Genomic DNA, 23069 nt, shown 5'->3' on the forward strand with positions numbered 1-23069 from the left:
GTGGTCAGGGCGTCAGGCGGAAGACTCGGGCGGAGGGTTCGGGGGTGGTGGTCGTGATGGTGAGGGAGTCGCCGGAGCTGGTGAAGGTCCAGGCGCCGGGGTCGGTGGGGAAGTGGGCGGTGATGCTGGAGTGGGCGATCGGCAGCGTCACCGTCGACGGCCCGGGGGAGCGGTGCCAGACGGTCAGGTAGGTGGTCGTCGGCCCGGTGAGGGCGAGGGCGATCCACTCGGCGTCCCAGGTGGGGAGGCCGAGGGGCCAGCTGGGGACGAGGGTGTCCAGGTCGGCGAGCAGGGTGCGGTGGGCGGCGAGCGCGGAGCGGATCAGGTCGAGCTCGGTGGGGGTCATCCGGTTCAGGTGGCCGGAGAGGTAGAGCCGGCCGGGGATGCCGTTGACGAGGGCGAGGACGAACTCCTCGGGGGTGCTGCCGCTGATCGGGTAGGCCCAGTGGCCGGCCTGTTCGGGGAGTACGGCGGCCGGCGCGGCCGCGGTGATCGGTGCGTAGAGCAACGGGTTTTCCTGGTCCGACGTCGACTGCAGGTGCAGCCGGGACAGCATCGCGTAGTCCATCCGCATCGCGCCGGAGGCGCAGTTCTCGATCAGCAGCGCGGGGTGGCGAGCCTGTACGCCGTCCAGCCAGTCGAGCAGCGCGCGGTTGTGCTCCAGCAGGCCGTGACCGAGCGAGGTGCCGCCCTTGTCGGTGCCCGGGCCGGTGGTCGTGTTGTTGTCGAACTTGAAGAAGCCGACACCGAAGTCGCTGATCAGCCGGTCGACCGTGTCGTCCAGGTGCCGCCGGGCGGCGGGGCTGCGCAGGTCGAGCAGGTAGCGGCCGGACTGCGTGACCCGCCTGCCGTGCCGGGTCAGGAACGCATCGTCGGGCAGCTCGCGCGCGATCGGCGAGCGGGTGCCGATCACCTCGGGTTCGAGCCAGAGGCCGGGGGTCATTCCGTGCGAGTGGATCCGTTCGATCACCTCGCCGAGGCCTTTCGGGAAGCGGGTCGTCGACGGCTGCCAGGCGCCGACGGTGTTCCACCAGTCGCCCTCGGCGTACCAGCCGGCGTCGATGCAGAAGTAGTCCGCGCCGACACCGGCGACCGCGTCGATCAGTGGCAGCAGCTTCTCGGTGGTCGGATCACCCAGCAGGGTGTTCATGTAGTCGTTGTAGATCACCGGCATCGGGTCGTCGATCGGGCGACGGCGACGGACGGCGCGGCGTTGCCGGGTCAGCGCCGCGAACGTGCTGTCCCGGTCCTGCCCGGCGACCAGCGACACGGGCACGCTGACGAAGGAGGTGTCAGCGGTGAGCGTGACGCTCCACTGGTGTTCCTGATCCGTCGGCCCGCTGAGCAGCAGGTAGCCACCCGCACGGCTCTCGCCGATCTCGTAGTGCCACGGCCCGTTGTGCTCGATCTGCCAGCCGAGCGCGGAGGACGCGGCCCGATCCACCAGTACGCCGACCGGCAGCCGCTCGCCGCTGGACCACGAGTCGACGCTGGTCACCGCATGCCGACTCCGAGCAACATGACGATGCCCTTCACTGGCGATGCCGGCCAGCGCGCCCACGCGGAGCCGATCAACCGACCAACGGCTCTCCGCCATCCAGCTCGTCGCCGCGGAGTACAGCTCGACGTCGACCGACTCCAGACCGATCACCAGCGACGACACGAAGGTGAGCTCGAGGTCCCGGCTGCACGAAACCTCCGACCACGCCTGGACGCCGGCACCCGCCGCGAACACGCTCACGACCCGCAGACCGGACTCGCCGTCCTCCTGCACGATCCGCAACGTCGTACCGGTGTCCTCGTGGCCGACGTACCGCAGCCGTCGGCCGAGCACCGTGTCGACGTGCCGTGCGGTGCTCAGCTCGTTGCCGTACCCAACGGCCGAGACCTCGACCAGCGCCTGGTGCGGTTCGGAGGCGCCGGCCGCCACCCGCACCGGGCCGTCGTCGAGGGTGAACGTCAAGGTCAGCTCGGGCGTGGTCCAGTGCAGGGTCGTCATGTCACTCCGTGATCGGTGGTCCGAGGAGGCTGTCCTCGACGGTGAACAGGTGGGTGGCCATCCGCGCGCGGGCGCGGTCCGGGTCGCGGGTGGTGAGCGCGGACAGGATCGACAGGTGCTCGCGGTGCGCGGTGTCGTCCGCGCCGGGCTGCGTGATCGACCGCCGCAGCCGGTCGCGCATCGTGCGCCCCCCGAGGGCGTCGATCAGGGCGGCCAGAACGGGGTTTCCACCGGCCTGCGCGATGATCCGGTGGAAGGCGATGTCGTTCTCGATCACCGTCTCGTGGTTCGGCTCGGCCCGGGTCAGCTCGGTCGCGTTGTGCTCCAGCAGCTCGGCCGCCGCCGCCAGCTCGTCGGCGCCGATCAGCCGGGCCGCCGACGCGGCCGCCTCGGTCTCCAGGATCCGCCGTACGGCGTGCAGGTGGTGGGTCCCGCTGCCGTCCTGCAGGTCGACGACGAACCCCATCGGGGCCAGCAGCATCGACGGGTCGAGGGTGGTGACGTAGGTCCCGTCGCCCTGCCGGGTCTCCAGCACGCCCATCATCGACAGCGCCCGGACCCCTTCCCGCAAAGGGTTCCGGGACACCCCGAGCGCGGCCGCGAGGTCCTTCTCGACCGGGAGCCGGTCGCCGGGCCGCAGTCGGCCGTCGATGATCATCTGCCGGACGCCCTGCACCACCACCTCGCTCTGCGAGACGCCGGAGGTGCGCGGCTGCTCACCGACCTTGGCCGGCGTCATGGGCGTGGATCCTGGTCCGCGAGGGACGACCAGTAGCCGCCGTCCGGGAACCGATAGGTCTCGAGTGACTGCCTGTGCATCTCGGCACTGTAACCGGGGGCGCTGGGCAGCACGTACGCACCGCTGCGCACCACGCAGGGGTCGACGAAGTGCTCGTGCAGGTGGTCGACGTACTCGGTGACCCGGCCCTCGAGGCTGCCGGACACGGCCACGAAGTCGAAGACCGCGAGGTGCTGCACGAGCTCGCACAGCCCGACCCCGCCGGCGTGCGGACAGACCGGTACGCCGAACGACGCCGCGAGCAGGTAGACCGCGAGGACCTCGTTGACACTGCCGAGCCGGGCGGCGTCGAGCTGGCAGTAGTCGACGGCGCCGGCCTGGAACATCTGCTTGAACAGCACCCGGTTCATCCCGTGCTCGCCGGTGGCGACGCCGATCGGCGCGACCGCCTTCCGGATCGCGGCGTGGCCGAGCACGTCGTCGGGGCTGGTCGGTTCCTCGATCCACAGCGGCTCGAACCGGGCCAGTGCCGTGACCCACTCGATCGCCTCCGGGACGTCCCACACCTGGTTCGCGTCGATCATCAGGTGCGCGTCCGGGCCGAGCACCTCCCGGGCGATTCCGCAGCGCCGTACGTCGTCGGCGAGGTCGGCGCCCACCTTGAGCTTGACGTGTTTGTAGCCGCTGGCAACGGCTTCCTCGCAGAGCCGGCGCAGCTTGGCGTCGGAGTAGCCGAGCCACCCGGCCGACGTGGTGTAGCACGGGTAGCCCGACGCCTCGATCTGCCGGATGCGCTCCTTGCGTCCCGGCTCGGCGGCAGCCAGCAGTTCGACAGCCTGCTCCGCTGTCAGCACGTCGCTCAGGTAGCGCAGATCGGCGGCCGCGACCAGCTCCTCGGGAGACATCTCGGCCAGCAGTCGCCACAGCGGTACGCCGGCCCGCCGCGCGGCCAGGTCCCAGACCGCGTTCATCACCGCGGCCAGCGCGAGGTGGACGACCCCCTTGTCCGGACCGAGCCAGCGCAACTGGGTGTCCGACTGCAGCTCCCGGTAGATCGCGCCCAGGTCCGAGCACAGCACGTCGACGTCCCGGCCGACCAGCGGCTCGCCGCGCTGCGCCGCCGCCGTGGCGCACAGGTCGTTGCCGCGCCCGATCGTGAAGGTGAAGCCATACCCGGTCAGCGCCGGGTCGTCGGTGTGCAGGACGACGTACGCCGCCGAGTAGTCGCCGTCCTTGTTCATCGCGTCCGAACCGTCCTGGGTCTGCGACGTCGGGAAGCGCACGTCGATCACCTCCACCGAACTGATGCGTGGCATGGGGTCCCCTCACGATTGCGGATAGATAGCATCTTTATCCCACCTGGATGTCGACCAAGTATGGACCAGGAGCGGTGACGGCGCTACGATCCCCGGAATTCATGGGATTAATGTCCAACTTCTCGGAAGGCCTCCGCTATGGGCAACCTGAAGAGTCCCGATCCCTCCGGCTGGCGACGGATGCTGTACGACCGGCCCGCCGGCGCCTGGTTGGAGGCGTTGCCGCTCGGCAACGGGCGGATCGGCGCGATGTGCTTCGGCGGGGTCGGCAGCGACCGGATCGGGCTGAACGACGAGACCCTCTGGTCGGGCGGCCCGGAAACCGCGCGCCTGCTGTCGAGCCCGCTCGGTGCCACCGGTGCCGACGCCGTCCAGGCTGTGCGCGATGCGCTGACCGAAGGCGACGTACGACGGGCGCACACGCTGGCCGGCGGATTCCACTCCGGCTACTGCCAGGCCTACTTGCCGCTCGGCGACCTCCTGCTCAGCACGCGGATCGACGGCCGGACGCCCGGCGCCGAGGAAGTCGAGAACTACCGGCGCGAGCTGGACCTGGACGGCGCGATCGCGACGACGCAGTACGAGTTCGGGGGAGTGCAGGTCCGTCAGGAGGTGTTCGTCAGTGCGCCGGACGGCGTACTGGTTCAGCGGCTGACCGCGTCGGAGCCGGTGCTGGACGTGGTCTGCCGGCTCACCTCGCAACTGCGGTCGACCCCGCACGCCGTGAGCGACGGGCTCGGCCTGTTCGTCCAGGCCCCCGCCGACGTCGCGCCGCCGCATCGCGACGTACCGGAACCCGTCCGGTACTCCGACGGCGCCGACCGCGGTATGGAGGGCGCGATCGCGTTCCGGGTCCGGACCGACGGCGAGGTCCGCGCGAGCGAGACCGAGCTCGCGGTCGAGCGGGCGACCGAGGTCGTGGTGGTGCTGTCGACCGCGACCGGGTACGACGGTCCGTTCGCCACGCCGTCGAGGACGGGACACGAGTGCTGGTCCGCCGCGGACGAGAAGGTCCGCGCGGCGTTGGACCGTGAGTACGGCGACCTGCTCGCCGACCATCAACGAGACCATCGCGCGCTGTTCCGCCGGACATCGCTCGAACTGGCCGGTCGGTCGGACCTGCCGACCGATCTGCGGATCGAGCAGGCGGCCGATGACGACGACCCCGCGCTGGCTGCGCTGGCCTTCAACTACGGGCGCTACCTGATGATCGCGAGCTCCCGGCCGGGTGGCCTTCCGACCAACCTGCAGGGCATCTGGAACGAGGTGCTCCGGCCGCCCTGGAGCTCGAACTTCACGGTGAACATCAACACCGAGATGAACTACTGGCCCGCCGAGACCACCAACCTGTCGGAGTGCCACGAACCGTTGCTCCGGTACGTCGGTGACCTGGCGCAGGCCGGCCGCGAGACCGCCCGTGAACGCTACGGGTGCGGCGGCTGGACCGCGCATCACAACGCCGACGCGTGGTGCTGGAGCTTCCCCGTCGAGGGCGATCCCCGCTGGTCGAACTGGCCGATGGCGGGCGCATGGCTGGCCCGCCACCTGTGGGACCACTACGAGTACACCGGCGACCTGCAGTTCCTCGGCGACGTCTGGCGGGTGCTGCGTGGCGCGGCCGAGTTCTGCCTGGACTGGCTGGTCGAGCTGCCGGACGACAGTCTCGGTACGGCGCCGTCGACGTCGCCCGAGAACGACTACCTCGCGGCCGACGGGCAGCCGGCTTCGGTCACCGTGTCGTCGACGATGGACCTCACGCTGATCGCCGACCTGTTCCTGCTGGTCGAGCAGGCCGCGGAGCTGCTGGATGTCGTCGACCCGCTGGTCGTGGAGTTGTCGACCGCCCGCAAGCGGTTGCCGGAACCACCGATCGGCGGCCGCGGACAGCTGCAGGAGTGGGCGACGGACTTCGCCGAGGAGGACCCGCACCACCGCCACATGTCGCACCTGATCGGTCTGCATCCCGGCGACGCGATCACACCGGACGGTACGCCGGAGCTCGCCGCCGCGGCGGCGCGGTCGCTCGACCTGCGCGGCGACGAGGCGACCGGGTGGTCGCTGGCGTGGAAGATCTGCCTGCGGGCCCGGCTGCGCGACGGGGTGGCGGCGTACCGGCTCGTGCGGACCTATCTCCGGCCGGCCGACGACAGCGCGACCGGGCGGCCGGGCAGCGGCGCCGGCGTGTACCCGAACCTGTTCTGCGCGCACCCGCCGTTCCAGATCGACGGGAACTTCGGAACCACCGCGGGCATCGCCGAGATGCTGCTGCAGAGCCACACCGGGGAGATCGAGCTGCTGCCCGCGCTGCCGGCCGAGTGGCCGAGCGGACGGGTGACCGGGCTCAGAGCCCGCGGAGCCGTGACAATCGACATCGCCTGGACGCCGCACGGCGTCGAGGCCGTGCTCACCGCGGACCGGGACCAGGAGCGCGTCGTCCGGTACGGCGGCGAGCGGCTCCGGGTGCGCCTCGGCGCCGGGACCGGCGTACGGGTGAGTGCTGCGGACGGGGAGGCCTGATGGCGACGCTGGCCACCGTCCGGCCACCGGCCGGCGAGCTCCCGAACCCGCCCAAGCGGCGCCGGCGTCGCGAACGCCCGGGGCTGAAGGGCTTCCGGCGGAGCCTCGGCCGGCACTGGACCCTGTACCTGCTGATGGTCGTGCCGATCCTCTGGTTCGTCGTCTTCAAGTACATCCCGATGTCGAACTCCGTGCTGGCGTTCAAGAACTACAACGTGATCAAGGGCATCTGGGCCAGCCCGTGGGTCGGCTGGCAGAACTTCGACACGTTCTTCCACAACCCGGTGTTCTGGACCCTGGTGAAGAACACCTTCGTGCTGTCGGTCTACACCGTCGCGGCCAGCTTCCCGCTGGCGATCGTGCTGGCCCTGGCGCTGAACGAGCTGCGGACAGGGCTGTTCAAGAAGACCGTCCAGCTGGTCACCTACGCGCCGTACTTCATCTCCACCGTCGTGGTCGTCTCGATGACGATTCTGGTGCTGTCGCCGCGGATCGGGCTGGTGAACGAGGGACTGGGCTTCTTCGGCGTCCCGGCGATCGACTTCCTCGGCAACCCCGACTACTTCCGGCACATCTACGTCTGGTCCGACGTCTGGCAGACCACCGGGTACTCCGCGGTGATCTACCTGGCGGCGCTGGCCGGGATCGACCCGGCGCTGCACGAGGCGGCCCGGGTCGACGGAGCGGGCCGGCTGCGCCGGATCCTGCACGTGGACCTGCCCGGCATCATGCCGACCGCGGTGATCATCCTGGTGCTTGCCGTCGGCAACATCATGGCGATCGGGTTCGAGAAGGCGTTCCTGTTCCAGAACCCGCTGAACCTGAGCCAGTCCGAGATCATCGCCACCTACGTGTACAAGACCGGTCTGCTGAACGCGGACTTCAGCCTGGCCACCGCGGTCGGGTTGTTCAACTCGGTGATCAACCTGGTCCTGCTGCTGATCGTGAACGCGGTCGCCAAGCGGATCACCGGGAACGGACTGTGGTCATGAGCACCGCGACGCGCACCGAGCGCCGGGCCGCCCGGGCCCGCCGGATCCGGGAGCCGCGCAGCGACCGGCTCTTCATGTTCTGCGTGTACCTGCTGCTGATCGTGTTCCTCGCGATCGTGCTGCTGCCGCTGCTCTACATCGTGGCCAGCTCGTTCAGCAGCCCGCAGGCGGTGTCCGCGGGCCGGGTGCACTTCTGGCCGGTGGACTTCTCCCTGCGCGGCTACCACGCGGTGTTCCAGAACCCGCAGGTCGTCCAGGGTTACGTGAACTCGCTGTTCTACACGGTGGTCGGCACGATCGTCAGTGTCACGCTGACCATCGCGATCGCCTACCCGATGTCGCGGCGCACGCTGGTCGGCCGCAACGTCGTGATGAGCCTGGTCCTGTTCACGATGCTGTTCACCGGCGGTCTGGTTCCGACGTACCTGGTGGTGCAGTCGGCCGGCCTGCTCGACACCCGGTGGGCGCTGATCGTCCCGCAGGCGATCGGCGTCTGGCAGGTGATCGTCGCGCGCACCTACTTCCGGACCGCGATCCCGGAGGAGCTGGTGGAGGCCGCGCAGCTGGACGGCTGCGGTGACCTGCGCTTCCTGTGGTCGGTGGTGATCCCGCTGGCCAAGCCGATGATCGCGGTGGTCGCGCTGATGTACGCGATCCTGCAGTGGAACTCGTACTTCGACGCGCTGATCTACCTCAAGAACCCGGACCTGTACCCGCTGCAGCTGGTGCTGCGCAACATCCTGATCCTGAACACCTCCGGCGGCGGCGCGGTGGACGCGTCGCTGGCCCTGCAACGCCAGGAACTGGCCGACCTGCTCAAGTACTCGCTGATCGTGGTGGCGAGCGTGCCGGTGCTGCTGATCTACCCGTTCGTGGCCCGCTACTTCACCAAGGGAATCCTGATCGGCGCCGTGAAGGGCTGATCCTCGGCAACACCTCGACCCTGTGAGGACCTTATGTTCGCACCGTTCACGAAGAAGCGGCAGACCGCTGTGGCCGGCCTGAGTCTGCTGGCGCTGGCCCTGGCGGCCTGCTCCGGTGGCAGCGGGACCGACGACGCGCAGGGCAAGCCGCTGCCCACGATCACCGGCAACCCGCCGGTCACCCTGGACGTCTTCGCTCCGCAGAGTGCCGACGTGAACCTGGCCACCAACGACTTCACCGCGCTGCTCAAGTCGAAGTTCGGCATCAGCATCAAGTGGCAGACGACCACGTTCGACGGCGGTCCGGCGCGCGAGAAGCGGCAGATCTCGCTGGCCAGCGGCGACTACCCGGACCTGTACATGCTGATCCCGTGGGTCGACCAGTTCACCCAGGCCGACCTGCTGAAGCTGTCCAACCAGGGTGTGGTCGTCCCGCTGAACCAGCTGATCGACCAGTACGCGCCGAACATCAAGAAGGCGCTGGAGCAGTCGCCGGGCTACAAGGAGATGGCCACCGCGCCGGACGGCAAGATCTACGGGATGCCGCAGTGGGTGGACTGCTTCCACTGCTCCTACCAGGACAAGCTGTGGATGAACTCGGCCTGGTTGAAGAAGCTCGGGCTGGAACAGCCGAAGACGACCGAGGACATGCGCAAGGTCCTGGAGGCGTTCAAGACGCAGGACCCGAACGGCAACGGCAAGGCCGACGAGATCCCGCTCAGCGCCGACGTCAAGGACGTGCTGATCCCGTACTTCATGAACGCCTTCATCTACGACCCGCAGGGGACCAGCGGCAACAACAACTCGACCCTGGTGCTGAACGGCGGCAAGGTCGACCTGCAGGCCGACAAGGACGGCTGGCGGGAGGGGCTGCGGTACCTGAACGGGCTCTACAAGGACGGCCTGATCGACCGCGGCGCCTTCACCCAGAACCCGGACGCGCTGCAGACGCAGGGCGACCACGCCGGCACGGTGATCCTCGGTTCCGCGACCGTGCTGCACCCGGGCATCTTCGTCACCACCGGCTCGCCCGACGGCCGCGACAAGCAGTACGACGCCGTCCCGCCGCTGACCGGCCCGAGCGGCGCGAACTTCACCGGCTACAACTTCCCGAGCGTGCCCGGCGCCACCTTCGTGCTGACCAGCAAGGCGACGCCGGAGGAGCAGATCCAGGCGATCAAGATGCTCGACTTCATCTTCACCGACGAGGGCCAGATCAACGGGCAGTTCGGTTCCGAGGGCAAGGCCTGGGTGAAGGCCAAGGCCGGCGACGTCGCGCTCGACAAGACCCTGAAGCCGACCTTCCGGCAGATCCCGCTCAAGGTCGGCTCCAAGCCGCTGAACTCGGGCTGGGGCGCGATCGCGCAGTACAACAACACCGAGGTCTTCCGGAACTCCGAGGTGATCGGCACCGACCTGTACTCCCAGGCCGGCTACGAGCGGCGCCTGTTCGAGGCCACCAAGCTGTACGCCGGCAAGGAGGACAAGGCCCAGATCTACCCGTTCTGGAAGGTGTGGATCGACCCGTCGCTGGCCGGTGAGGTGGCGACGCTGCAGACCAACATCGAGAACTACGTGCAGCAGAACGCGCTGCAGTTCATCACCGGTTCGAAGAACATCGACAGCGACTGGGACAGCTACGTGAAGGGTCTGCAGGGTCTGGGGCTGAAGCGCTACCTGGAGATCCAGCAGACCGCGTTCGACAAGGTCCCGGCCAAGTAGTTCCACCCACCCGCAGAAGGAGCAGTCCGTGCCGTTCGATGCCAGCTTCGAGTCCCTGTCCGGTTTCGAGTGTCCCGACTGGTTCCGGGACGCGAAGTTCGGCATCTGGTCGCACTGGGGCGCGCAGTCCGTGCCCCGGTACGGCGACTGGTACGCGCGCAACATGTACCGCGAAGGCAGTGACCAGTACCGCTACCACCTGCGGACCTACGGGCACCCGTCGGAGTTCGGCTACAAGGACCTCGTGAAGTTGTGGCGCGCGGAGCGGTTCGACCCGGCGGAGCTGATGGACCGGTTCGTCGCGGCGGGTGCCCGGTACTTCGTGGCGCAGGCGGTGCACCACGACCATTTCTTCAACTACGACTCGGCCGTGAACCGCTGGAACTCGGCGCGGGTGGGTCCCGGCAAGGACATCGTCGCGCTCTGGAAGGCGGCCGCGGACGAGCGCGGGCTGCCGTTCGGACTCACCGAGCACCTCGGCGCCACGCTCGGGTGGACCGCGGTCAACAAGGGTGCCGACCGGCTGGGTGCTTACGCCGCGGTGCCGTACGACGGCAACGATCCGGCGTACAAGGATCTGTACCTGGACAACAGCCGGCACCTGGTGCCGGACGTCGACGTACCGGACCCCTGGTACGTCGCGGATCCGGAGTGGCACCGCTACTGGTTGGCCGCGGTGACCGAGATGATCGACAAGTTTCAGCCGGACCTGCTCTACACCGACGGGCCGCTGCCCTTCGGCGAGGCCGACTACCGGCCGGGTCTGCAGGCCGTCGCGCACCTGTACAGCACCAGTGCGCGGGTGCACGGCGCCAACCGTGCCGTCTACCAGCAGAAGGACCGCCGGCCCGAGGTGAGCGCGGTCGGCGTGATGGACATCGAGCGCAGCCAGACGCAGGCGATCCACCCGGCGCCGTGGCAAACCGACACGTCGGTGGGGGACTGGTTCTACAACGTCCGTGACACGTACAAGACCGCCGGTCACGTGGTCGAGATGCTCGTCGACATCGTGGCCAAGAACGGCAACCTGCTGCTGAACGTCCCGCAACGGCCGGACGGCACGATCGACAGCGAGTGCACCCAGCTCCTCGAGGACGTCGGCGCCTGGATGCGGGTCTGCGGCGAGGGGATCTACGGGACGCGCCCGTTCCGCGTCTCCGGCGAGGGACCGTCGAGCGTCGTCGTCCGCGGCTTCACCGAGGACCGGGTGAGCTGGACCAGCGCCGACTTCCGCTTCACCCGCCGCGGCGACACCCTGTACGCCTTTCAGCTGGCGTGGCCGTCCGACGGGCGCGCGGTGATCCGCAGCCTGGTCGGCCACGAGACCGTCACCGGCGTACGGCTGCTCGGGCACGGTCCGGTGCGGTTCGAGCAGTCGTACGGCGTACTGACGGTGCTGCTGCCGGAGACCGCTCCGCTGGACGTCGCGAACTGCTTGGCGATCGACCTCGGGGGCGCGGAGTGAGGAAAGGCCCGGCCGGGTTCCTGACACAGGGAGGTAGATTTTCGATGTCCCACCGATCGACCTGAGAGGCACCCGATGACCATCCAGACACCGCCCGACCCGAGCGCGGCCGAGAAGGCCGAGCAGTTGCCGTCGGCGATCAAGAGGTTTCTGCGGGAGGCCGATCCGCAGCACAAGGCGAACGCGCACGACCTGCTGGCGGCTTTCGCGGCCGACGCGGTGGTGGTCGACGACGACGGTGAGACCTACACCGGGCACGACGAGATCCACCGGTGGCGGTCGGCGGAGTCCAGCGAGTACACGTACACGGTCGAGATCACCCATGTCGAGGAGCTCGGCGACAACCGGTACGTCGTCACGCAGCACCTCGACGGCGACTTCCCCGGTGGGGAGGTCGATGTGATCTACCGGTTCACGCTGGCCGGGGACGGGCTGATCCAGCACCTCGAGATCGCACCCTGACCGACCGCCGTGCGCGCGCCGGCCGGTGCCGGCGCGCGCGGCGAGCTACGGCCGGACCTGAACGACGGTCTTGCCCTTGGAGCGCTCGGTGGAGTTGAAGGCGGCGATCGCCTCGGTGAGTGTGGTCGTCGTACCGACGTTCGGCCGCAGGCTGCCGTCGCCGACCCGGCGGGCGATCTCCTCCAGCTCGGAGCGGCTGGCCTCGACGACGAAGTCGACCGCGCGACCGCCGGCCGGGGTGGCCTCGATCGAGCCGACGACCGAGACGAGCGTCCCGCCGGGCTTGATCATCGCGACCGAGCGCTTCTGGATGTCGCCGCCGATCACGTCGAACACCAGGTCGACCTGACCGGCGTCCTCCAGTACGTCGTGCGCGAGGTCGACGAACTCGTGCGCGCCGTACTCGATCGCCTTCTCGCGGTCGGCGGCCCGGCCGGTGCCGATGACGTGGGCGCCGGCGGCCCGGGCGAGCTGGGTCACCATCGTGCCGACCGCGCCCGCCGCGCCGTGCGCGAGGACGCGCTGGCCCGGCTCGAGCCGGCCGTGCTGGAACAGGCCCTGCCACGCGGTCAGGGCCGAGATCGGCAGGCTCGCGCCGACCGTGAAGTCGATCTCGTCCGGCAGCGGCGCCAGGTTGCGGGCCTCGATCGCGACGTACTCGGCGAGTGTGCCGTCGCGGTGCCAGTCGGCGAGGCCGAAGACGCGCTGCCCGACCGACAGCCCGGTCGTCCCGTAGCCGAGGGCCGTGACCACGCCGGCCAGTTCGTGGCCGGGGACGGACGGCGTACGGTCCCGGCCGGTGCGGTCGACCCAGGTCGAGGGCCACTCCAGCTCGGTCGAGATCCAGCCCGAGGCGTGGATCTCGACGACCACGTCGTTGATCGCCGGTGCCGGGTCGGGGTGCTCGGCCAGCCGCAGCCCGGCCAGGCCCGCGGACTCGTTGTCCGCCAGGATCGCTTTCATCGGGAACCTCCTTGTCGATTGCTCACACGAACGTGAACAGCTGCTCGGTGTCGAAGCGCGAGATCGGGTTGCTGTACTGCTTGGCCGGGTCGGGGTAGCCGAGGGCCATCAGCACGGTGGTGGCGTGCCCGGTCTCCCGGATCTTGAACGCCTTGTCCACCGACGCCGGGTCGAAGCCCTCGAGCGGCATCGCCTCGACGCCGAGCTCGGCCGCGGCCATCATCGTCATCCCGACCGCCATGTAGGTCTGCTTCTCCATCCAGTGGTTCATGTCCTTGTAGTGATAGTTGCGCAGATCGAGGAAGTCACGGGTCATCGACTCCCACCGATCCTGCTTGGCCGGGTCGGGGAAGCGGCCGTCGGCCCGTTCCTTGCTGAACACCGCGTCGATGTGGCTCTCCGGCAGGTCGGCCCGGGTGGTGAGGATGATGCTGTGCGAGGAGTTCAGGATCTTCTCGGCGTTGTCCTGGAAGCGCTCGCCGAGGTTGTCCGCGAGCTGCTGCTTACCCTCCGGGGTGCCGATCACATAGAAGTGGTTCGGCTGGACGTTGGTCGAGGTGGGCGTCGAGCGCAGGAACTTCAGCAGCTGCTCGAGGGTCTCCTCGGGGATCGTCCGGGTGGGGTCGAAGTACCGGGTCAGGTGCTTGCTCATCAGTCGGTCGAGATCCATGGTGGTCGCTTTCTACTGGCTGGAGGAGTTCTTGCTGCGGGCAATCAGTTCTGCGATCCGGCCGAAGTCGAGGCCGGTCGCCGCCGAGGCGAGGTCGCCCTTGACCAGGTCCTGCGTGGCCTGGTCGAGCGCGCCCATCGCGTGCACGTAGAGCCACGGGCCGAGGCTGATCCGCTTGACCCCGGCCCTCTGCAGCTCGGCGACGGTCAGCACCTGGTCGGCGGGGGAGACGAGGAGGTTCACCGGGGTCGGCGCGACCGCGGTGACGATCGCCTCGACGGCGGCGAGGTCGGGCGGGTACGGCGCGTAGAGCACGTCCGCGCCGGCCTCGGCGAACGCGGTCAGGCGCCGGATGGTGTCGTCGAGGTCGGGTCGCCCCTGGATGAAGTTGTCGGTCCGCCCGGTGACGACGATGCGTTTCCCGGCGGCCTCGACCGCACGGCGTACGCGCTCGACGGCGTCGTCGAAGTCGCGGATCGGGCGGTCCGGGTCGCCGGAGGTGTCCTCGATCCCGATCCCCGCGAGGCCCGCGTCGACGGCGGCCTCGACCGTCGCCGCGACGTCGTCGGGCGTCGCGCCGTACCCGTCCTCGAAGTCGCCGTTGACGGGCAGTCCGGTGACGCGGGTGAGCAGCCGGGCGTGGTCGAGGTGCTCCTCGCGGGTGACCTGGTGGCGGCCGTCGGGCCGGCCGAGGATCGCGGCGAGCGCCGCCGACGACGTCGCGATCGCCTCGAAGCCGGCGTCGGCGAGCATCAGCGCCGACAGGCCGTCCCAGGCGTTCGGCATCACGAACCCGCCGTCGCGGGTGTGCAGCTCCATGAACTGCTCGTACAGGCTTCGCATCGGTTCTACCTTCGGTCGAGGGGACGGGAGGTTAGTGCCGTGGGTGCGCCGGTTCTTACCGCGGTAAGGTCCGCGCCCTCCCGGCCACCAACTGGTGTCAGAAACGACCGAAGGAGTGGATCGGCATGGATGCGCTGGAACTGCGCGAGCTCGCGGCCGCCTGCACGGACGACCTGCCCGGCGCCGAGCTGGAGCACCGCTCGGACCCGGACTGGGACCTCTACAAGGTCGGCGGCAAGATCTTCCTGATGATGACCGACCTGCCCGGCCGGCCCGTTGTGGTGGTGAAGGCCGAGCCGGAGCACGCGGAGGCCCTGCGGGCGCAGTACGCCGACATCACGCCCGGCTACCACATGGACAAGAAGCACTGGATCACGCTGGAAGGCGGTGGCACGATCGGCGAGAAGCTGGTGCGCGAGCTCGTGACGGAGTCCTACCACCTCGTGGTGGCCGGGCTGCCGAAGCGACTGGTCCCCGTTCCCGAGGGCTGAGTGGACCCAGCGTTCCGGACCGGACCGGACTAGCCTCGCAGCGTGTCGTTGCCACAAGCATCCAAAGCGCTGTCCTTGAAGGCTGTCGTCCGGCGGGAGTGGGTGTGGTCGGCCGCGACGGTGCTCGCGCGCGTCGCGCTGGCCGCCGGGTTCCTCGCGGTCGCCGATCGGTTCGGCTGGTGGGGTCCGATCGGCACCGGGGCGGTCGGCTGGGGCGACTTCGCCGCGTACACCGCTTACGCGCACACGCTCTCGCCGTACGTGCCGGACGGGCTGCACGGCGCGGCGGCGGCCGCGCTGCTGCTGGTCATCGCGCCCGTCGACACGTTCGCCGTCAGCGTCGACAAGGTGGTCGCCAGTGGTCGTTCGTCCGGCCGGTTCCGTATCGTCGTTGGGCATGAGCGAGCAGTCGGTCCGGACGGCGGGGCTGGACCTGCACGTCGGGCAGATCGGGCCGAACGTGCGGGCTGGGCTGATGGACGCCTTTCGGGAGGCGATCCGGTCGGGACGGCTGGCGCCGGGGACGCGGCTGCCGTCGAGCCGGGTGCTGGCCGATGACCTCGGGCTGGGCCGCAACACCGTCGTACGGGCCTACTCGGAGCTGATCAACGAGGGGTGGCTGACCGGGCGGCACGGGTCCGGCACGGAGGTGGCGCAGCGGTCGGCGGAGCAACCCGCCGTACGGCGAGCGCCGCGACCGCCGGCCGCCCAGCAACCCCTCGTACACGACCTGCGGCCGGGCTGGCCGAACCTGTCGTCGTTCCCGCGAGACGAGTGGGTGCGGGCGGTGAAGCGGACGGTGACCACGGCACCGTTCGAAGCCTTCGGGTACGCCGATCCCCATGGCCGCGGCGAGCTGCGGGACGCGATCGCGCGGTACCTGGCGCGGGCGCGCGGGCTGCGGGCGCAGGCGGACAACGTGGTGGTGTGCAGCGGGGCCGCGGAGGGACTGCGGCTGGTGGCCGCGGTGCTGGCGGATGCGGGTGTGCGGACGGTGGCGGTCGAGGAGTTCGGGCTGCAGACGCAGCGGGAGACGTTGGAGAAAGCCGGGCTCGACACCGTCCCGCTCCCGGTGGACGCCGACGGCGCGCAGCTCTCCGCGCTGGACGACGAGCCGACCCCGGGCGCGGTTCTGCTGACGCCGTCGCACCAGTTCCCGCTGGGCGTGGCGCTGCAGTCCGACCGGCGGGCCGCGGTCGTGGACTGGGCGCGGCGGCGGGGCGCGCTGATCATCGAGGACGACTACGACGGCGAGTTCCGCTACGACCGGTCGCCGGTGGGCGCGTTGCAGGGGCTCGATCACGACCGGGTGATCTACCTGGGGACGGCGAGCAAATCGCTGGCGCCGGGGCTGCGCCTCGGCTGGCTCGTCGTACCGGATCAGCTGGTCGAGCCGATCGTCGCGCAGAAGGGCTGGGCGGAGGAGACCGCTGGGTTCGTCAACCAGCTGGCGATGACCGACTTCGTCGAGTCCGGGGCGTACGACCGGCATGTGCGCGCGATGCGTTCGGAGTACCGGCGCCGGCTCCGGCAGTTGGTGGACGTGATCGGCCGGCACGCGCCGACCGCGCAGGTGACCGGGCTGGCCGCGGGGCTGCACGTCGTCGTCGAGCAACCCGGGCGGACCGGCGCTGAGCTCGTGCGCCGCGCCATCCGCGAGCAACTGATGGTCGAGCCGCTCGACTTCTTCCGGCACCCGGGGTCGACTTCGGGACGTGACGGCGTGGCCGTCGGATTCGCGGCGCCGTCCCCGAGCGCCTGGTCGGCCGCTCTCGACGCGCTGGTCCGGGTCCTTCGCTGAGCGTGAGTGGTCCCCGTTCACAGGTCCCAAGTGGACCCAGGTCCGGGGCCACTCAGGGGTTAGCGTCGAGCCACCCGACTGGATGGAGAGAGGTGCCTGATGAAGGCGATCGTGGTGGCGGATCAGGCCGAAGGAACGGCCGGGATGAAGCTGGCCGAACGGCCGGTGCCGGAGGCGGCGGGCAACGACGTACTGGTCGAGGTGCACGCGTCGGGGTTCACGCCGGGGGAGCTGGACTGGGGCTCGACCTGGACCGACCGCCTCGGTCGTGACCGGACGCCGTCGATCCCCGGCCACGAACTGGCTGGCGTGGTCAGTGCGCTCGGCTACGGCACCAGGGGCCTGTCGGTCGGCCAGCGCGTGTTCGGCCTCGCCGACTGGACCCGTGACGGCACCCTCGCGGAGTACGTCGCCGTGGAGGCCCGAAACCTCGCGCCGCTCCCGGGCGACATCGACTTCACCGTCGGTGCCGCGCTGCCGATCTCAGGCCTGACCGCCTGGCAGGGTCTCTTCGTCCACGGCCGCCTTCAGGTCGGCCAGAGCGTGCTGGTCCACGGCGCTGCCGGCGGAGTCGGCTCGATGGTCACCCAGCTCGCCCGCGAGGCCGGCGCCCACGTCATCGGCACCGGCCGCGCCGCCGACCGCAAGCCCGCCCTCGACCTCGGCGCCCACGAGTTCGTCGACCTCGAGAACGACGCGCTGGAAGAGATCGGTGAGGTCGACCTGGTCTTCGACATCTTCGGCGGCGAGACCCAGAAACGCTCCGCGGCCCTGGTCCGCGCCGGCGGAACCCTGGTCACCATCGCCGGCCCGGCCGAGTCCCGCCCGGCCGACGGCCTGGCCATCGACTTCGTCGTCGAGGCCGACCGCCCCCAGCTGACCGAGCTCGCCCAGCGAGTCCGGGAGGGCCGCCTGCGCACGCTGATCGGCACCGTAGCGACCCTCGACGACGCGGTCGCGGCGTTCAACCCGACCGAGCGGGTGAAGGGCAAGACGATCATCAGCGTGCGCTCGTAGGGGCGGCCCGCCCGGACCCGGCGGACCGGGTCAGCGGCTGCCCGCGACACCGCTCAGCTCGGTGCGGAACTGCTCCAGCAGTTCGCCGTACTGCGTGATGTCGCCGGCCAGCGCGTGCAGTGCGATCACCACCTCCTCGACGCCGGCATCGGCCAGTGCGGCGATGTCGGCGCGGATCTGCTCGGGCGTGCCCTGGTACGGCGCCCGCTCGGCGGTCTCGCCGCGGTCCATTTCGGTGCCGGGGGCAACGAGAATGATGCAGCGCAGCGCCTCCGGGTCGCGGCCGTGCTGCTCGGCCTGCTTGCGCAACGACCGCATCGTCTCGGCGACCTGGGCGGGCGGCACCATCACCGGCAGCCAGCCGTCCGCGCGCCGCGCGACCCGGTCCAGCGCCCGGCGTCCCCAGCCGCCGAGGAAGACCGGGATCGGCTCGGCCGGCTTCGGGCCGGTCTCGGCGGGCCAGACCCGGTAGCGCTCGTTCTCGAACGAGACCGGGTCCGGGCCCCAGACCGCGGCGGCCACGTCGAGGAACTCGTCGAGCGCGGCACCGCGCTCCTTGAACGGCCGCGGAGCGGTGGCGGCGAACTCGTCGACCGACCAGCCGGTGCCGAGACCGGCGACGACCTGACGGCCGCTGACGGCGGCGATCGCCGCCAGCGAGTTGGCCAGCCGGTACGGCATGTGCAGCGGCGGCACGATCACCGAGCTGCCGATGGCGACCCGGTTGGTGACCGCCGCCGCGACCGACATCGTCACCAGCGGGTCGAGGACCTTGCGGTAGTCGTCGGGCCAGGTGCCGTCGCCGTACTCGGTGAGGCTGTGGATGCCGGTCTGGTCCTGCGGGAAGAGCAGCCGCTCCCAGGCCCAGACGCTGTCGTAGCCGAGGTCCTCGGCTTCGCGCGCGGCGCGGGCCACGTCGGTGGCCGGGTCGAACTTCCAGTTCTGCGGAAGCGTGACACCGATTCTCATGCTGAAGCTCCTAGGGTGATTCGAAGTGGGGGTCAGGCGGTGAGGGTGGCCAGGTCGACGACGAAGCGGTAGCGGACCTGGGCCTTCTCGAGCCGCTCGAACACCTCGTTGATGTCCCGCATCGCGACGGTCTCGATCTGGGCCGCGATCCCGTGCTCGGCGCTGAAGTCGAGCATCTGCTGGGTCTCGGGCATCCCGGCCGCGGCCGAGGAGGCGTACGAGCGGCGGGCCGGGATCAGGGCCCAGTTGTCGAAGGTGAGGTCGTCCTCGGGGGCGCCGACGTTGACCAGCGCGCCGTCGATCCTGAGCAGCCGCAGGTACGGGTCGAGCCGGATCGGGTCGGAGATCGTGCAGACGATGAGGTCGAAGGCGCCGGCCAGGTCCTCGAAGGTCTTCGGGTCCTCGGTCGCGAAGTAGTGGTCGGCGCCGAACCGCAGGCCGTCGTCCTGCTTGCTCAGGGTTCGGGAGAGCACAGTCACCTCGGCTCCGAGCGCGTGCGCGTACTGGACGGCGAGGTGGCCCAGGCCGCCCATGCCGAGGACGGCGACCTTCTTCCCGGGGCCGGCGTTCCAGTGCTTGAGCGGCGAGAACGTGGTGGCTCCGGCACACAGCAGCGGAGCGGCCGCGTCCAGCGGCAGGCTGTCGGGAATCCGTACGACGTACCGCTCGTCGACGACGATCTCGCGGGAGAAGCCGCCCTGGTTGGGACTGCCGTCGCGGCCGCGGGAGTTGTACGTCGGGACGACGCCGTTGAGGCAGTACACCTCCAGGCCCGCCGTACAGGCCTCGCACTCGCGGCAGGAGTCGACGTACGTGCCGACGCCGACCCGGTCGCCGACGGCGAACCGGGTGACGCCCGGGCCGGTCTCGACGACGACGCCGGTGATCTCGTGGCCGGGGACCATCGGGTAGAGGCCCGGTCCCCAGCCGTCGTGGGTCTGCACGATGTCGGTGTGGCAGACACCGGCGTACCGGATCTCGATCCGGACGTCGGCGCCGGCCGGGGTCCGGCGGGTGATCGTGGTGGGTTCGAGGCGGGCGCCGGAGCGTGCTGCGGCGTACGCGGGGATTTTGTTCATGGAGAAGACAGGTCCTTGTCGTCCGTGCGGTTCTGCTTCTCCGAGGTTGAACTATCAACGTTGAACTGTCAACCTGGATCGTAGAGGTCGGCTCCGGGCGTGCTGAAGCGCCCGGACGTGCTCGCCGCCGGGTGGATGATCAGCTGGGACGCCGCGGTCAGGCGGCCGTCGTTGGGTTAGGGCTCGTTCAGGCCGCGCTCGGCGAGCCGGCCCATGATCGCCTCGGAGATCTCCAGCAGCGCCTGCTGCTGCTTCTTGGTCAGCGGGTCGAAGACCAGGTCGCGGACCCGGTCGACGTGGGCGGGCGCGGCCGCGGCGATCGCCTGCCGGCCGGCCTCGGTCATCCGGACGATCGGTGCCCGCGGGTCGTCGGGACACTCCGATCGTTGCACCAGGCCACGTTCCTCCAGCGCCTTCACGCGGTGGGCGAGCCGGCTCTTCTCCCACTGCAGCTCGAAGCGGAGGTCACGGGCCCGGAGCTCCCCGCCCTCGGCGTCGGAGAGGACGGCGAGCACCTCGAAGTCGGGCAGCGGCAGGTCGGAGTCCAGCTGCATCGTCACCCGCAGGGCGGTCGCGAACTGGGTCCGCATCCGCTGGAACCGCCGCCAGACGTGCAGTTCCGTGTCGTCGAGCCACTCCGGTTCCGCGTCGGTACGCCGTACTCCGCCCGAACCCGCCGCCGGCGTCCTACGGCCCATGTCGTTCCCCTCGCTGTCCTCGACCTTGCCGAAAGGCTACTTCGCCGGCCGCCGGGCCGTCGTACGGGACTCAGTGCTCCGCGGTGCGGAGTTTGCGGAGGATGGTGGTCAGGTCGGCGCGTTCGTCGTCGGTCAGGATGCTGAAGTAGGCCTCGGCTTCGGCGTCGCGGGAGGCTCGGATGGCCTCGCCGATGCGGGTGCCCTCGGGGGTGGGGGCGACCAGGGTCGCGCGGCGGTCCTGAGGGTCCGGGTGGCGGTCGGCGAGGCCTCGGGTCTGGAGGGCGTCGACGACCTCGGTGGTGGAGCGGGCGGCGATCCGGAGGCGGTCGGAGAGCTCGCTGAGGCGGAGCGGGCCTTCGCGCAGCAGGACGCTGAGGGCGCGGGCCTGGGACGGGGCGATGTCCCAGGGGGCCAGGGTCTTCTTGCGCAGGTGGCGGAGCTGATGCGCGACTCCCCAGAAGGTCTCGGGGAGGGTCTCCTCGTCGTCATCGGCCATGGGAATAGCCTACCAACCGATCGTGTTGTAACCTCATAGTGAGGTAACCTCAGCATCCCCGACAGAACGGTGTCTTCCTTTGGATCACGAAAATCTGCAGCGCGGCCGCCGTGGCGGCCCCAAGTCGGCCACAGCCGCCGAGAAGGCCCAGGCCCGTGAGGTCTCGCTGGCCCGGATCGGACGGCTCTTCACCGCCCACAAACTCTCCCTCGCCGTCGTCACGGCGATCATCGTCGCCTCGTCCGTGGTGGCGATGGCGTCACCGTTCCTGCTCCGCGCGGTCATCGACACCGCGCTGCCGCAGCAGGACCTGAAGCTCCTGGTCTGGCTGGTCGTCGGCATGGTCGCCGTCGCCGCGGTGACCTCGGCACTCGGCGTCGTACAGACCTGGATCAGTACGACGGTCGGCCAGCAGGTCATGCACCGGCTGCGCACCGACGTCTTCGCGCACCTGCAGCGCCAGTCGATCGCGTTCTTCACCCGGACCCGCACCGGCGAGGTCCAGTCGCGGATCACCAACGACATCGGCGGAATGGAACCGGTCGTCACGTCGACCGCGACCTCCATCGCCTCCAACCTGACCACCGCGATCGCGACCGCCGTGGCGATGCTCGCGCTGTCCTGGCAGCTCTCGTTGATCTCGCTGGTCGTGATGCCGCCGGCGATCTACCTGACCCGCAAGGTCGCGCGGATGCGTCGTACGATCACCGCCCAGCGGCAGCACGAGCTGGCCGATCTCAACGTCACCGTCGAGGAAGGCCTGTCGATCAGCGGCATCCAGCTCAGCAAGAACCTGGGCACCGCCGCGACCCTGGTCGAGCGCTTCACCGCCTCGTCGGCCCGCCTGATCGACCTGGAGCTCCGCTCGGAGCTGGCCGGCCGGTGGCGGATGGCCTCGATGAGCGTCATCTTCGCCGCCATCCCGGCGATCATCTACCTGAGCGCCGGCCTGCCGATCACCGCCGGAACGCTGTCGATCGGGACGCTGATCGCCTTCACGACCCTGCAGGCCGGGCTGTTCCGGCCGCTGATGGGGCTGCTCAACGTCGGCATCTCGCTGACCAGCTCGCTGGCCCTGTTCGCGCGCATCTTCGAGTACCTCGACCTCCCGGTCGACGTCGACGACCCGGCCGACCCGGTCGCGATCGACCCGGCCCGGATCGCCGGCCACGTCCGGTTCGAGGACGTCACCTTCGCCTACCCCGGCAGCGAGACCGCAGCGGTCGCCGGCATCACCCTCGACGTCCCGGCCGGTACGACGCTGGCGCTGGTCGGTGAGACCGGTTCCGGCAAGAGCACCCTCGCCGCCCTGGTCTCGCGGCTCTACGACCCGACCAGCGGACGCGTCACGATCGACGGCATCGACCTGCGCGACCTGCGACTGGCCGATCTGGCCGGTGTGGTCGGCGTCGTCAGCCAGGAGACCTACCTGCTGCACACCACCGTGCGGGAGAACCTCCGCTACGCCAAGCCCGACGCCACCGACGCGGAGATCGAGGACGCGGCCCGCGCCGCCCAGGTCCACGACCTGATCGTCGGGCTCCCGGACGGTTACGACACCATGGTCGGCTCCCGCGGACACCGCTTCTCCGGCGGCGAGAAGCAGCGGATCGCGATCGCCCGCACCCTCCTGCGCAACCCGCGCGTCCTGGTCCTCGACGAGGCCACCAGCGCGCTCGACACCGAGACCGAACGCGCGGTCCAGCAGGCCTTCGACCGGCTCGCCGAGGGCCGGACCACGATCACCATCGCCCACCGGCTGTCGACGGTCCGCGACGCCGACCAGCTCGTCGTGATCGACCACTGCCGGGTGATCGAGTCCGGCACGCACGAGACGCTGGTCGAGAGCAACGGCCGGTACGCCCGGCTGGCGACCTGAGCACCCAGCGGAAGCCGGCGTCGCAGGC

The 23069-nt window shown here is 70.1% G+C and carries 21 protein-coding genes and 1 pseudogene; 12 read left to right on the forward strand and 10 right to left on the reverse strand.

All coding sequences use genetic code 11. From position 1 onward, the window contains the following. Positions 1–4 precede the first annotated feature (4 nt). Genes AB0M01_RS14290 through AB0M01_RS14300 form a run of 3 tightly spaced genes read right to left on the reverse strand, consistent with a single transcriptional unit; the run spans position 5 to position 4054 of the window. On the reverse strand, positions 5–1999 hold the full coding sequence (locus AB0M01_RS14290) for a glycoside hydrolase family 36 protein (protein ID WP_363669234.1): 1995 nt from the start codon (positions 1997–1999) through the stop codon (positions 5–7). A 1-nt stretch (position 2000) separates the two neighbouring features. Beyond that, positions 2001–2738, reverse strand: a complete 738-nt coding sequence (locus AB0M01_RS14295; RefSeq protein ID WP_363669236.1) for a FadR/GntR family transcriptional regulator — start codon at positions 2736–2738, stop codon at positions 2001–2003. Next, complete coding sequence (locus AB0M01_RS14300) at positions 2735–4054, reverse strand: L-fuconate dehydratase (RefSeq protein WP_363669238.1); 1320 nt, start codon at positions 4052–4054, stop codon at positions 2735–2737. The genes AB0M01_RS14295 and AB0M01_RS14300 overlap by 4 nt, the downstream gene beginning before the upstream one ends. 138 nt (positions 4055–4192) lie before the next feature. On the opposite strand from AB0M01_RS14300, the gene AB0M01_RS14305 reads away from it, so the two are divergent. The 7 genes and pseudogenes from AB0M01_RS14305 to AB0M01_RS14335 all read left to right on the forward strand — a co-directional run bounded on the left by AB0M01_RS14305 (position 4193) and on the right by AB0M01_RS14335 (position 12135). Then, positions 4193–6571 carry a glycoside hydrolase family 95 protein gene (locus tag AB0M01_RS14305; protein WP_363669240.1) on the forward strand — a complete coding sequence of 793 codons (2379 nt, stop codon included), beginning with the start codon at positions 4193–4195 and terminating at the stop codon, positions 6569–6571. Beyond that, the gene (locus tag AB0M01_RS14310) at positions 6571–7563 is read left to right on the forward strand and encodes an ABC transporter permease subunit (RefSeq protein WP_363669242.1); all 993 of its coding nucleotides are present in this window, start codon (positions 6571–6573) and stop codon (positions 7561–7563) included. Before AB0M01_RS14305 ends, AB0M01_RS14310 begins: the two co-directional genes overlap by 1 nt. Further along, on the forward strand, positions 7560–8486 hold the full coding sequence (locus AB0M01_RS14315; RefSeq protein WP_363669244.1) for a carbohydrate ABC transporter permease: 927 nt from the start codon (positions 7560–7562) through the stop codon (positions 8484–8486). Before AB0M01_RS14310 ends, AB0M01_RS14315 begins: the two co-directional genes overlap by 4 nt. 33 nt (positions 8487–8519) lie before the next feature. Next, positions 8520–10208 carry an ABC transporter substrate-binding protein gene (locus tag AB0M01_RS14320; RefSeq protein WP_363669246.1) on the forward strand — a complete coding sequence of 563 codons (1689 nt, stop codon included), beginning with the start codon at positions 8520–8522 and terminating at the stop codon, positions 10206–10208. Between the two features lie 25 nt (positions 10209–10233). Next, a pseudogene (locus AB0M01_RS14325) lies at positions 10234–11322 on the forward strand (alpha-L-fucosidase); the annotation flags it as partial. Beyond that, a complete protein-coding gene (locus AB0M01_RS14330) occupies positions 11317–11673 on the forward strand; it encodes an alpha-L-fucosidase C-terminal domain-containing protein (protein ID WP_363669472.1) in 357 nt (118 codons plus the stop codon). The pseudogene AB0M01_RS14325 and the gene AB0M01_RS14330, both read left to right, overlap by 6 nt. A gap of 75 nt (positions 11674–11748) precedes the next feature. Next, the gene (locus AB0M01_RS14335) at positions 11749–12135 is read left to right on the forward strand and encodes a DUF4440 domain-containing protein (protein WP_363669248.1); all 387 of its coding nucleotides are present in this window, start codon (positions 11749–11751) and stop codon (positions 12133–12135) included. Between the two features lie 45 nt (positions 12136–12180). Here AB0M01_RS14335 and AB0M01_RS14340 read toward each other — a convergent pair whose 3' ends face one another. Genes AB0M01_RS14340 through AB0M01_RS14350 form a run of 3 tightly spaced genes read right to left on the reverse strand, consistent with a single transcriptional unit; the run spans position 12181 to position 14611 of the window. Continuing rightward, on the reverse strand, positions 12181–13098 hold the full coding sequence (locus tag AB0M01_RS14340; RefSeq protein ID WP_363669250.1) for an NADP-dependent oxidoreductase: 918 nt from the start codon (positions 13096–13098) through the stop codon (positions 12181–12183). Positions 13099–13120: 22 nt separating this feature from the next. After that, complete coding sequence (locus AB0M01_RS14345) at positions 13121–13768, reverse strand: nitroreductase family protein (RefSeq protein ID WP_363669252.1); 648 nt, start codon at positions 13766–13768, stop codon at positions 13121–13123. A 12-nt stretch (positions 13769–13780) separates the two neighbouring features. After that, positions 13781–14611 (reverse strand): isocitrate lyase/phosphoenolpyruvate mutase family protein, encoded by an 831-nt coding sequence (locus tag AB0M01_RS14350; protein WP_363669254.1) that lies wholly within the window; start codon positions 14609–14611, stop codon positions 13781–13783. Between the two features lie 125 nt (positions 14612–14736). On the opposite strand from AB0M01_RS14350, the gene AB0M01_RS14355 reads away from it, so the two are divergent. The 4 genes from AB0M01_RS14355 to AB0M01_RS14370 all read left to right on the forward strand — a co-directional run bounded on the left by AB0M01_RS14355 (position 14737) and on the right by AB0M01_RS14370 (position 17920). Then, complete coding sequence (locus AB0M01_RS14355; protein ID WP_363669256.1) at positions 14737–15102, forward strand: MmcQ/YjbR family DNA-binding protein; 366 nt, start codon at positions 14737–14739, stop codon at positions 15100–15102. A gap of 42 nt (positions 15103–15144) precedes the next feature. Then, on the forward strand, positions 15145–15660 hold the full coding sequence (locus AB0M01_RS14360) for a hypothetical protein (RefSeq protein ID WP_363669258.1): 516 nt from the start codon (positions 15145–15147) through the stop codon (positions 15658–15660). Then, positions 15551–16903 (forward strand): PLP-dependent aminotransferase family protein, encoded by a 1353-nt coding sequence (locus tag AB0M01_RS14365; RefSeq protein WP_363669474.1) that lies wholly within the window; start codon positions 15551–15553, stop codon positions 16901–16903. The genes AB0M01_RS14360 and AB0M01_RS14365 overlap by 110 nt, the downstream gene beginning before the upstream one ends. A 99-nt stretch (positions 16904–17002) precedes the next feature. After that, positions 17003–17920, forward strand: a complete 918-nt coding sequence (locus AB0M01_RS14370) for an NADP-dependent oxidoreductase (RefSeq protein ID WP_363669260.1) — start codon at positions 17003–17005, stop codon at positions 17918–17920. Between the two features lie 30 nt (positions 17921–17950). On the opposite strand, the gene AB0M01_RS14375 is transcribed toward AB0M01_RS14370, so the two are convergent. From AB0M01_RS14375 to AB0M01_RS14390, 4 genes are all read right to left on the reverse strand, one after another. Beyond that, positions 17951–18889 (reverse strand): TIGR03619 family F420-dependent LLM class oxidoreductase, encoded by a 939-nt coding sequence (locus tag AB0M01_RS14375; protein WP_363669262.1) that lies wholly within the window; start codon positions 18887–18889, stop codon positions 17951–17953. A gap of 32 nt (positions 18890–18921) precedes the next feature. After that, positions 18922–19968 (reverse strand): NAD(P)-dependent alcohol dehydrogenase, encoded by a 1047-nt coding sequence (locus AB0M01_RS14380; RefSeq protein ID WP_363669264.1) that lies wholly within the window; start codon positions 19966–19968, stop codon positions 18922–18924. A 176-nt stretch (positions 19969–20144) separates the two neighbouring features. After that, positions 20145–20666: a MarR family winged helix-turn-helix transcriptional regulator gene (locus AB0M01_RS14385; RefSeq protein ID WP_363669266.1), complete on the reverse strand. Its 522-nt coding sequence runs from the start codon at positions 20664–20666 to the stop codon at positions 20145–20147. Positions 20667–20736: 70 nt separating this feature from the next. Next, the gene (locus AB0M01_RS14390) at positions 20737–21162 is read right to left on the reverse strand and encodes a MarR family transcriptional regulator (protein ID WP_363669268.1); all 426 of its coding nucleotides are present in this window, start codon (positions 21160–21162) and stop codon (positions 20737–20739) included. 79 nt (positions 21163–21241) lie between these two features. On the opposite strand from AB0M01_RS14390, the gene AB0M01_RS14395 reads away from it, so the two are divergent. Beyond that, positions 21242–23041, forward strand: a complete 1800-nt coding sequence (locus AB0M01_RS14395; RefSeq protein WP_363669270.1) for an ABC transporter ATP-binding protein — start codon at positions 21242–21244, stop codon at positions 23039–23041. The last annotated feature ends 28 nt before the right edge of the window (positions 23042–23069 follow it).

The sequence above is a fragment of the Kribbella sp. NPDC051770 genome (assembly GCF_040681455.1).
In the GTDB taxonomy this organism is placed as follows: Bacteria; Actinomycetota; Actinomycetes; order Propionibacteriales; family Kribbellaceae; genus Kribbella.

What these genes read in the sequence shown, in the direction of transcription:
- AB0M01_RS14355 (WP_363669256.1), top strand. Translation starts at nt 14,737, where the DNA reads ATGGATGCGCTGGAACTGCGCGAGCTCGCGGCCGCCTGCACGGACGAC.
- AB0M01_RS14295 (WP_363669236.1), bottom strand. Translation starts at nt 2,738, where the DNA reads ATGACGCCGGCCAAGGTCGGTGAGCAGCCGCGCACCTCCGGCGTCTCG.
- AB0M01_RS14345 (WP_363669252.1), bottom strand. Translation starts at nt 13,768, where the DNA reads ATGGATCTCGACCGACTGATGAGCAAGCACCTGACCCGGTACTTCGAC.
- AB0M01_RS14330 (WP_363669472.1), top strand. Translation starts at nt 11,317, where the DNA reads ATGCGGGTCTGCGGCGAGGGGATCTACGGGACGCGCCCGTTCCGCGTC.
- AB0M01_RS14390 (WP_363669268.1), bottom strand. Translation starts at nt 21,162, where the DNA reads ATGGCCGATGACGACGAGGAGACCCTCCCCGAGACCTTCTGGGGAGTC.
- AB0M01_RS14370 (WP_363669260.1), top strand. Translation starts at nt 17,003, where the DNA reads ATGAAGGCGATCGTGGTGGCGGATCAGGCCGAAGGAACGGCCGGGATG.
- AB0M01_RS14335 (WP_363669248.1), top strand. Translation starts at nt 11,749, where the DNA reads ATGACCATCCAGACACCGCCCGACCCGAGCGCGGCCGAGAAGGCCGAG.
- AB0M01_RS14385 (WP_363669266.1), bottom strand. Translation starts at nt 20,666, where the DNA reads ATGGGCCGTAGGACGCCGGCGGCGGGTTCGGGCGGAGTACGGCGTACC.
- AB0M01_RS14375 (WP_363669262.1), bottom strand. Translation starts at nt 18,889, where the DNA reads ATGAGAATCGGTGTCACGCTTCCGCAGAACTGGAAGTTCGACCCGGCC.
- AB0M01_RS14315 (WP_363669244.1), top strand. Translation starts at nt 7,560, where the DNA reads ATGAGCACCGCGACGCGCACCGAGCGCCGGGCCGCCCGGGCCCGCCGG.
- AB0M01_RS14300 (WP_363669238.1), bottom strand. Translation starts at nt 4,054, where the DNA reads ATGCCACGCATCAGTTCGGTGGAGGTGATCGACGTGCGCTTCCCGACG.
- AB0M01_RS14350 (WP_363669254.1), bottom strand. Translation starts at nt 14,611, where the DNA reads ATGCGAAGCCTGTACGAGCAGTTCATGGAGCTGCACACCCGCGACGGC.
- AB0M01_RS14340 (WP_363669250.1), bottom strand. Translation starts at nt 13,098, where the DNA reads ATGAAAGCGATCCTGGCGGACAACGAGTCCGCGGGCCTGGCCGGGCTG.
- AB0M01_RS14290 (WP_363669234.1), bottom strand. Translation starts at nt 1,999, where the DNA reads ATGACGACCCTGCACTGGACCACGCCCGAGCTGACCTTGACGTTCACC.
- AB0M01_RS14380 (WP_363669264.1), bottom strand. Translation starts at nt 19,968, where the DNA reads ATGAACAAAATCCCCGCGTACGCCGCAGCACGCTCCGGCGCCCGCCTC.
- AB0M01_RS14320 (WP_363669246.1), top strand. Translation starts at nt 8,520, where the DNA reads ATGTTCGCACCGTTCACGAAGAAGCGGCAGACCGCTGTGGCCGGCCTG.
- AB0M01_RS14310 (WP_363669242.1), top strand. Translation starts at nt 6,571, where the DNA reads ATGGCGACGCTGGCCACCGTCCGGCCACCGGCCGGCGAGCTCCCGAAC.
- AB0M01_RS14305 (WP_363669240.1), top strand. Translation starts at nt 4,193, where the DNA reads ATGGGCAACCTGAAGAGTCCCGATCCCTCCGGCTGGCGACGGATGCTG.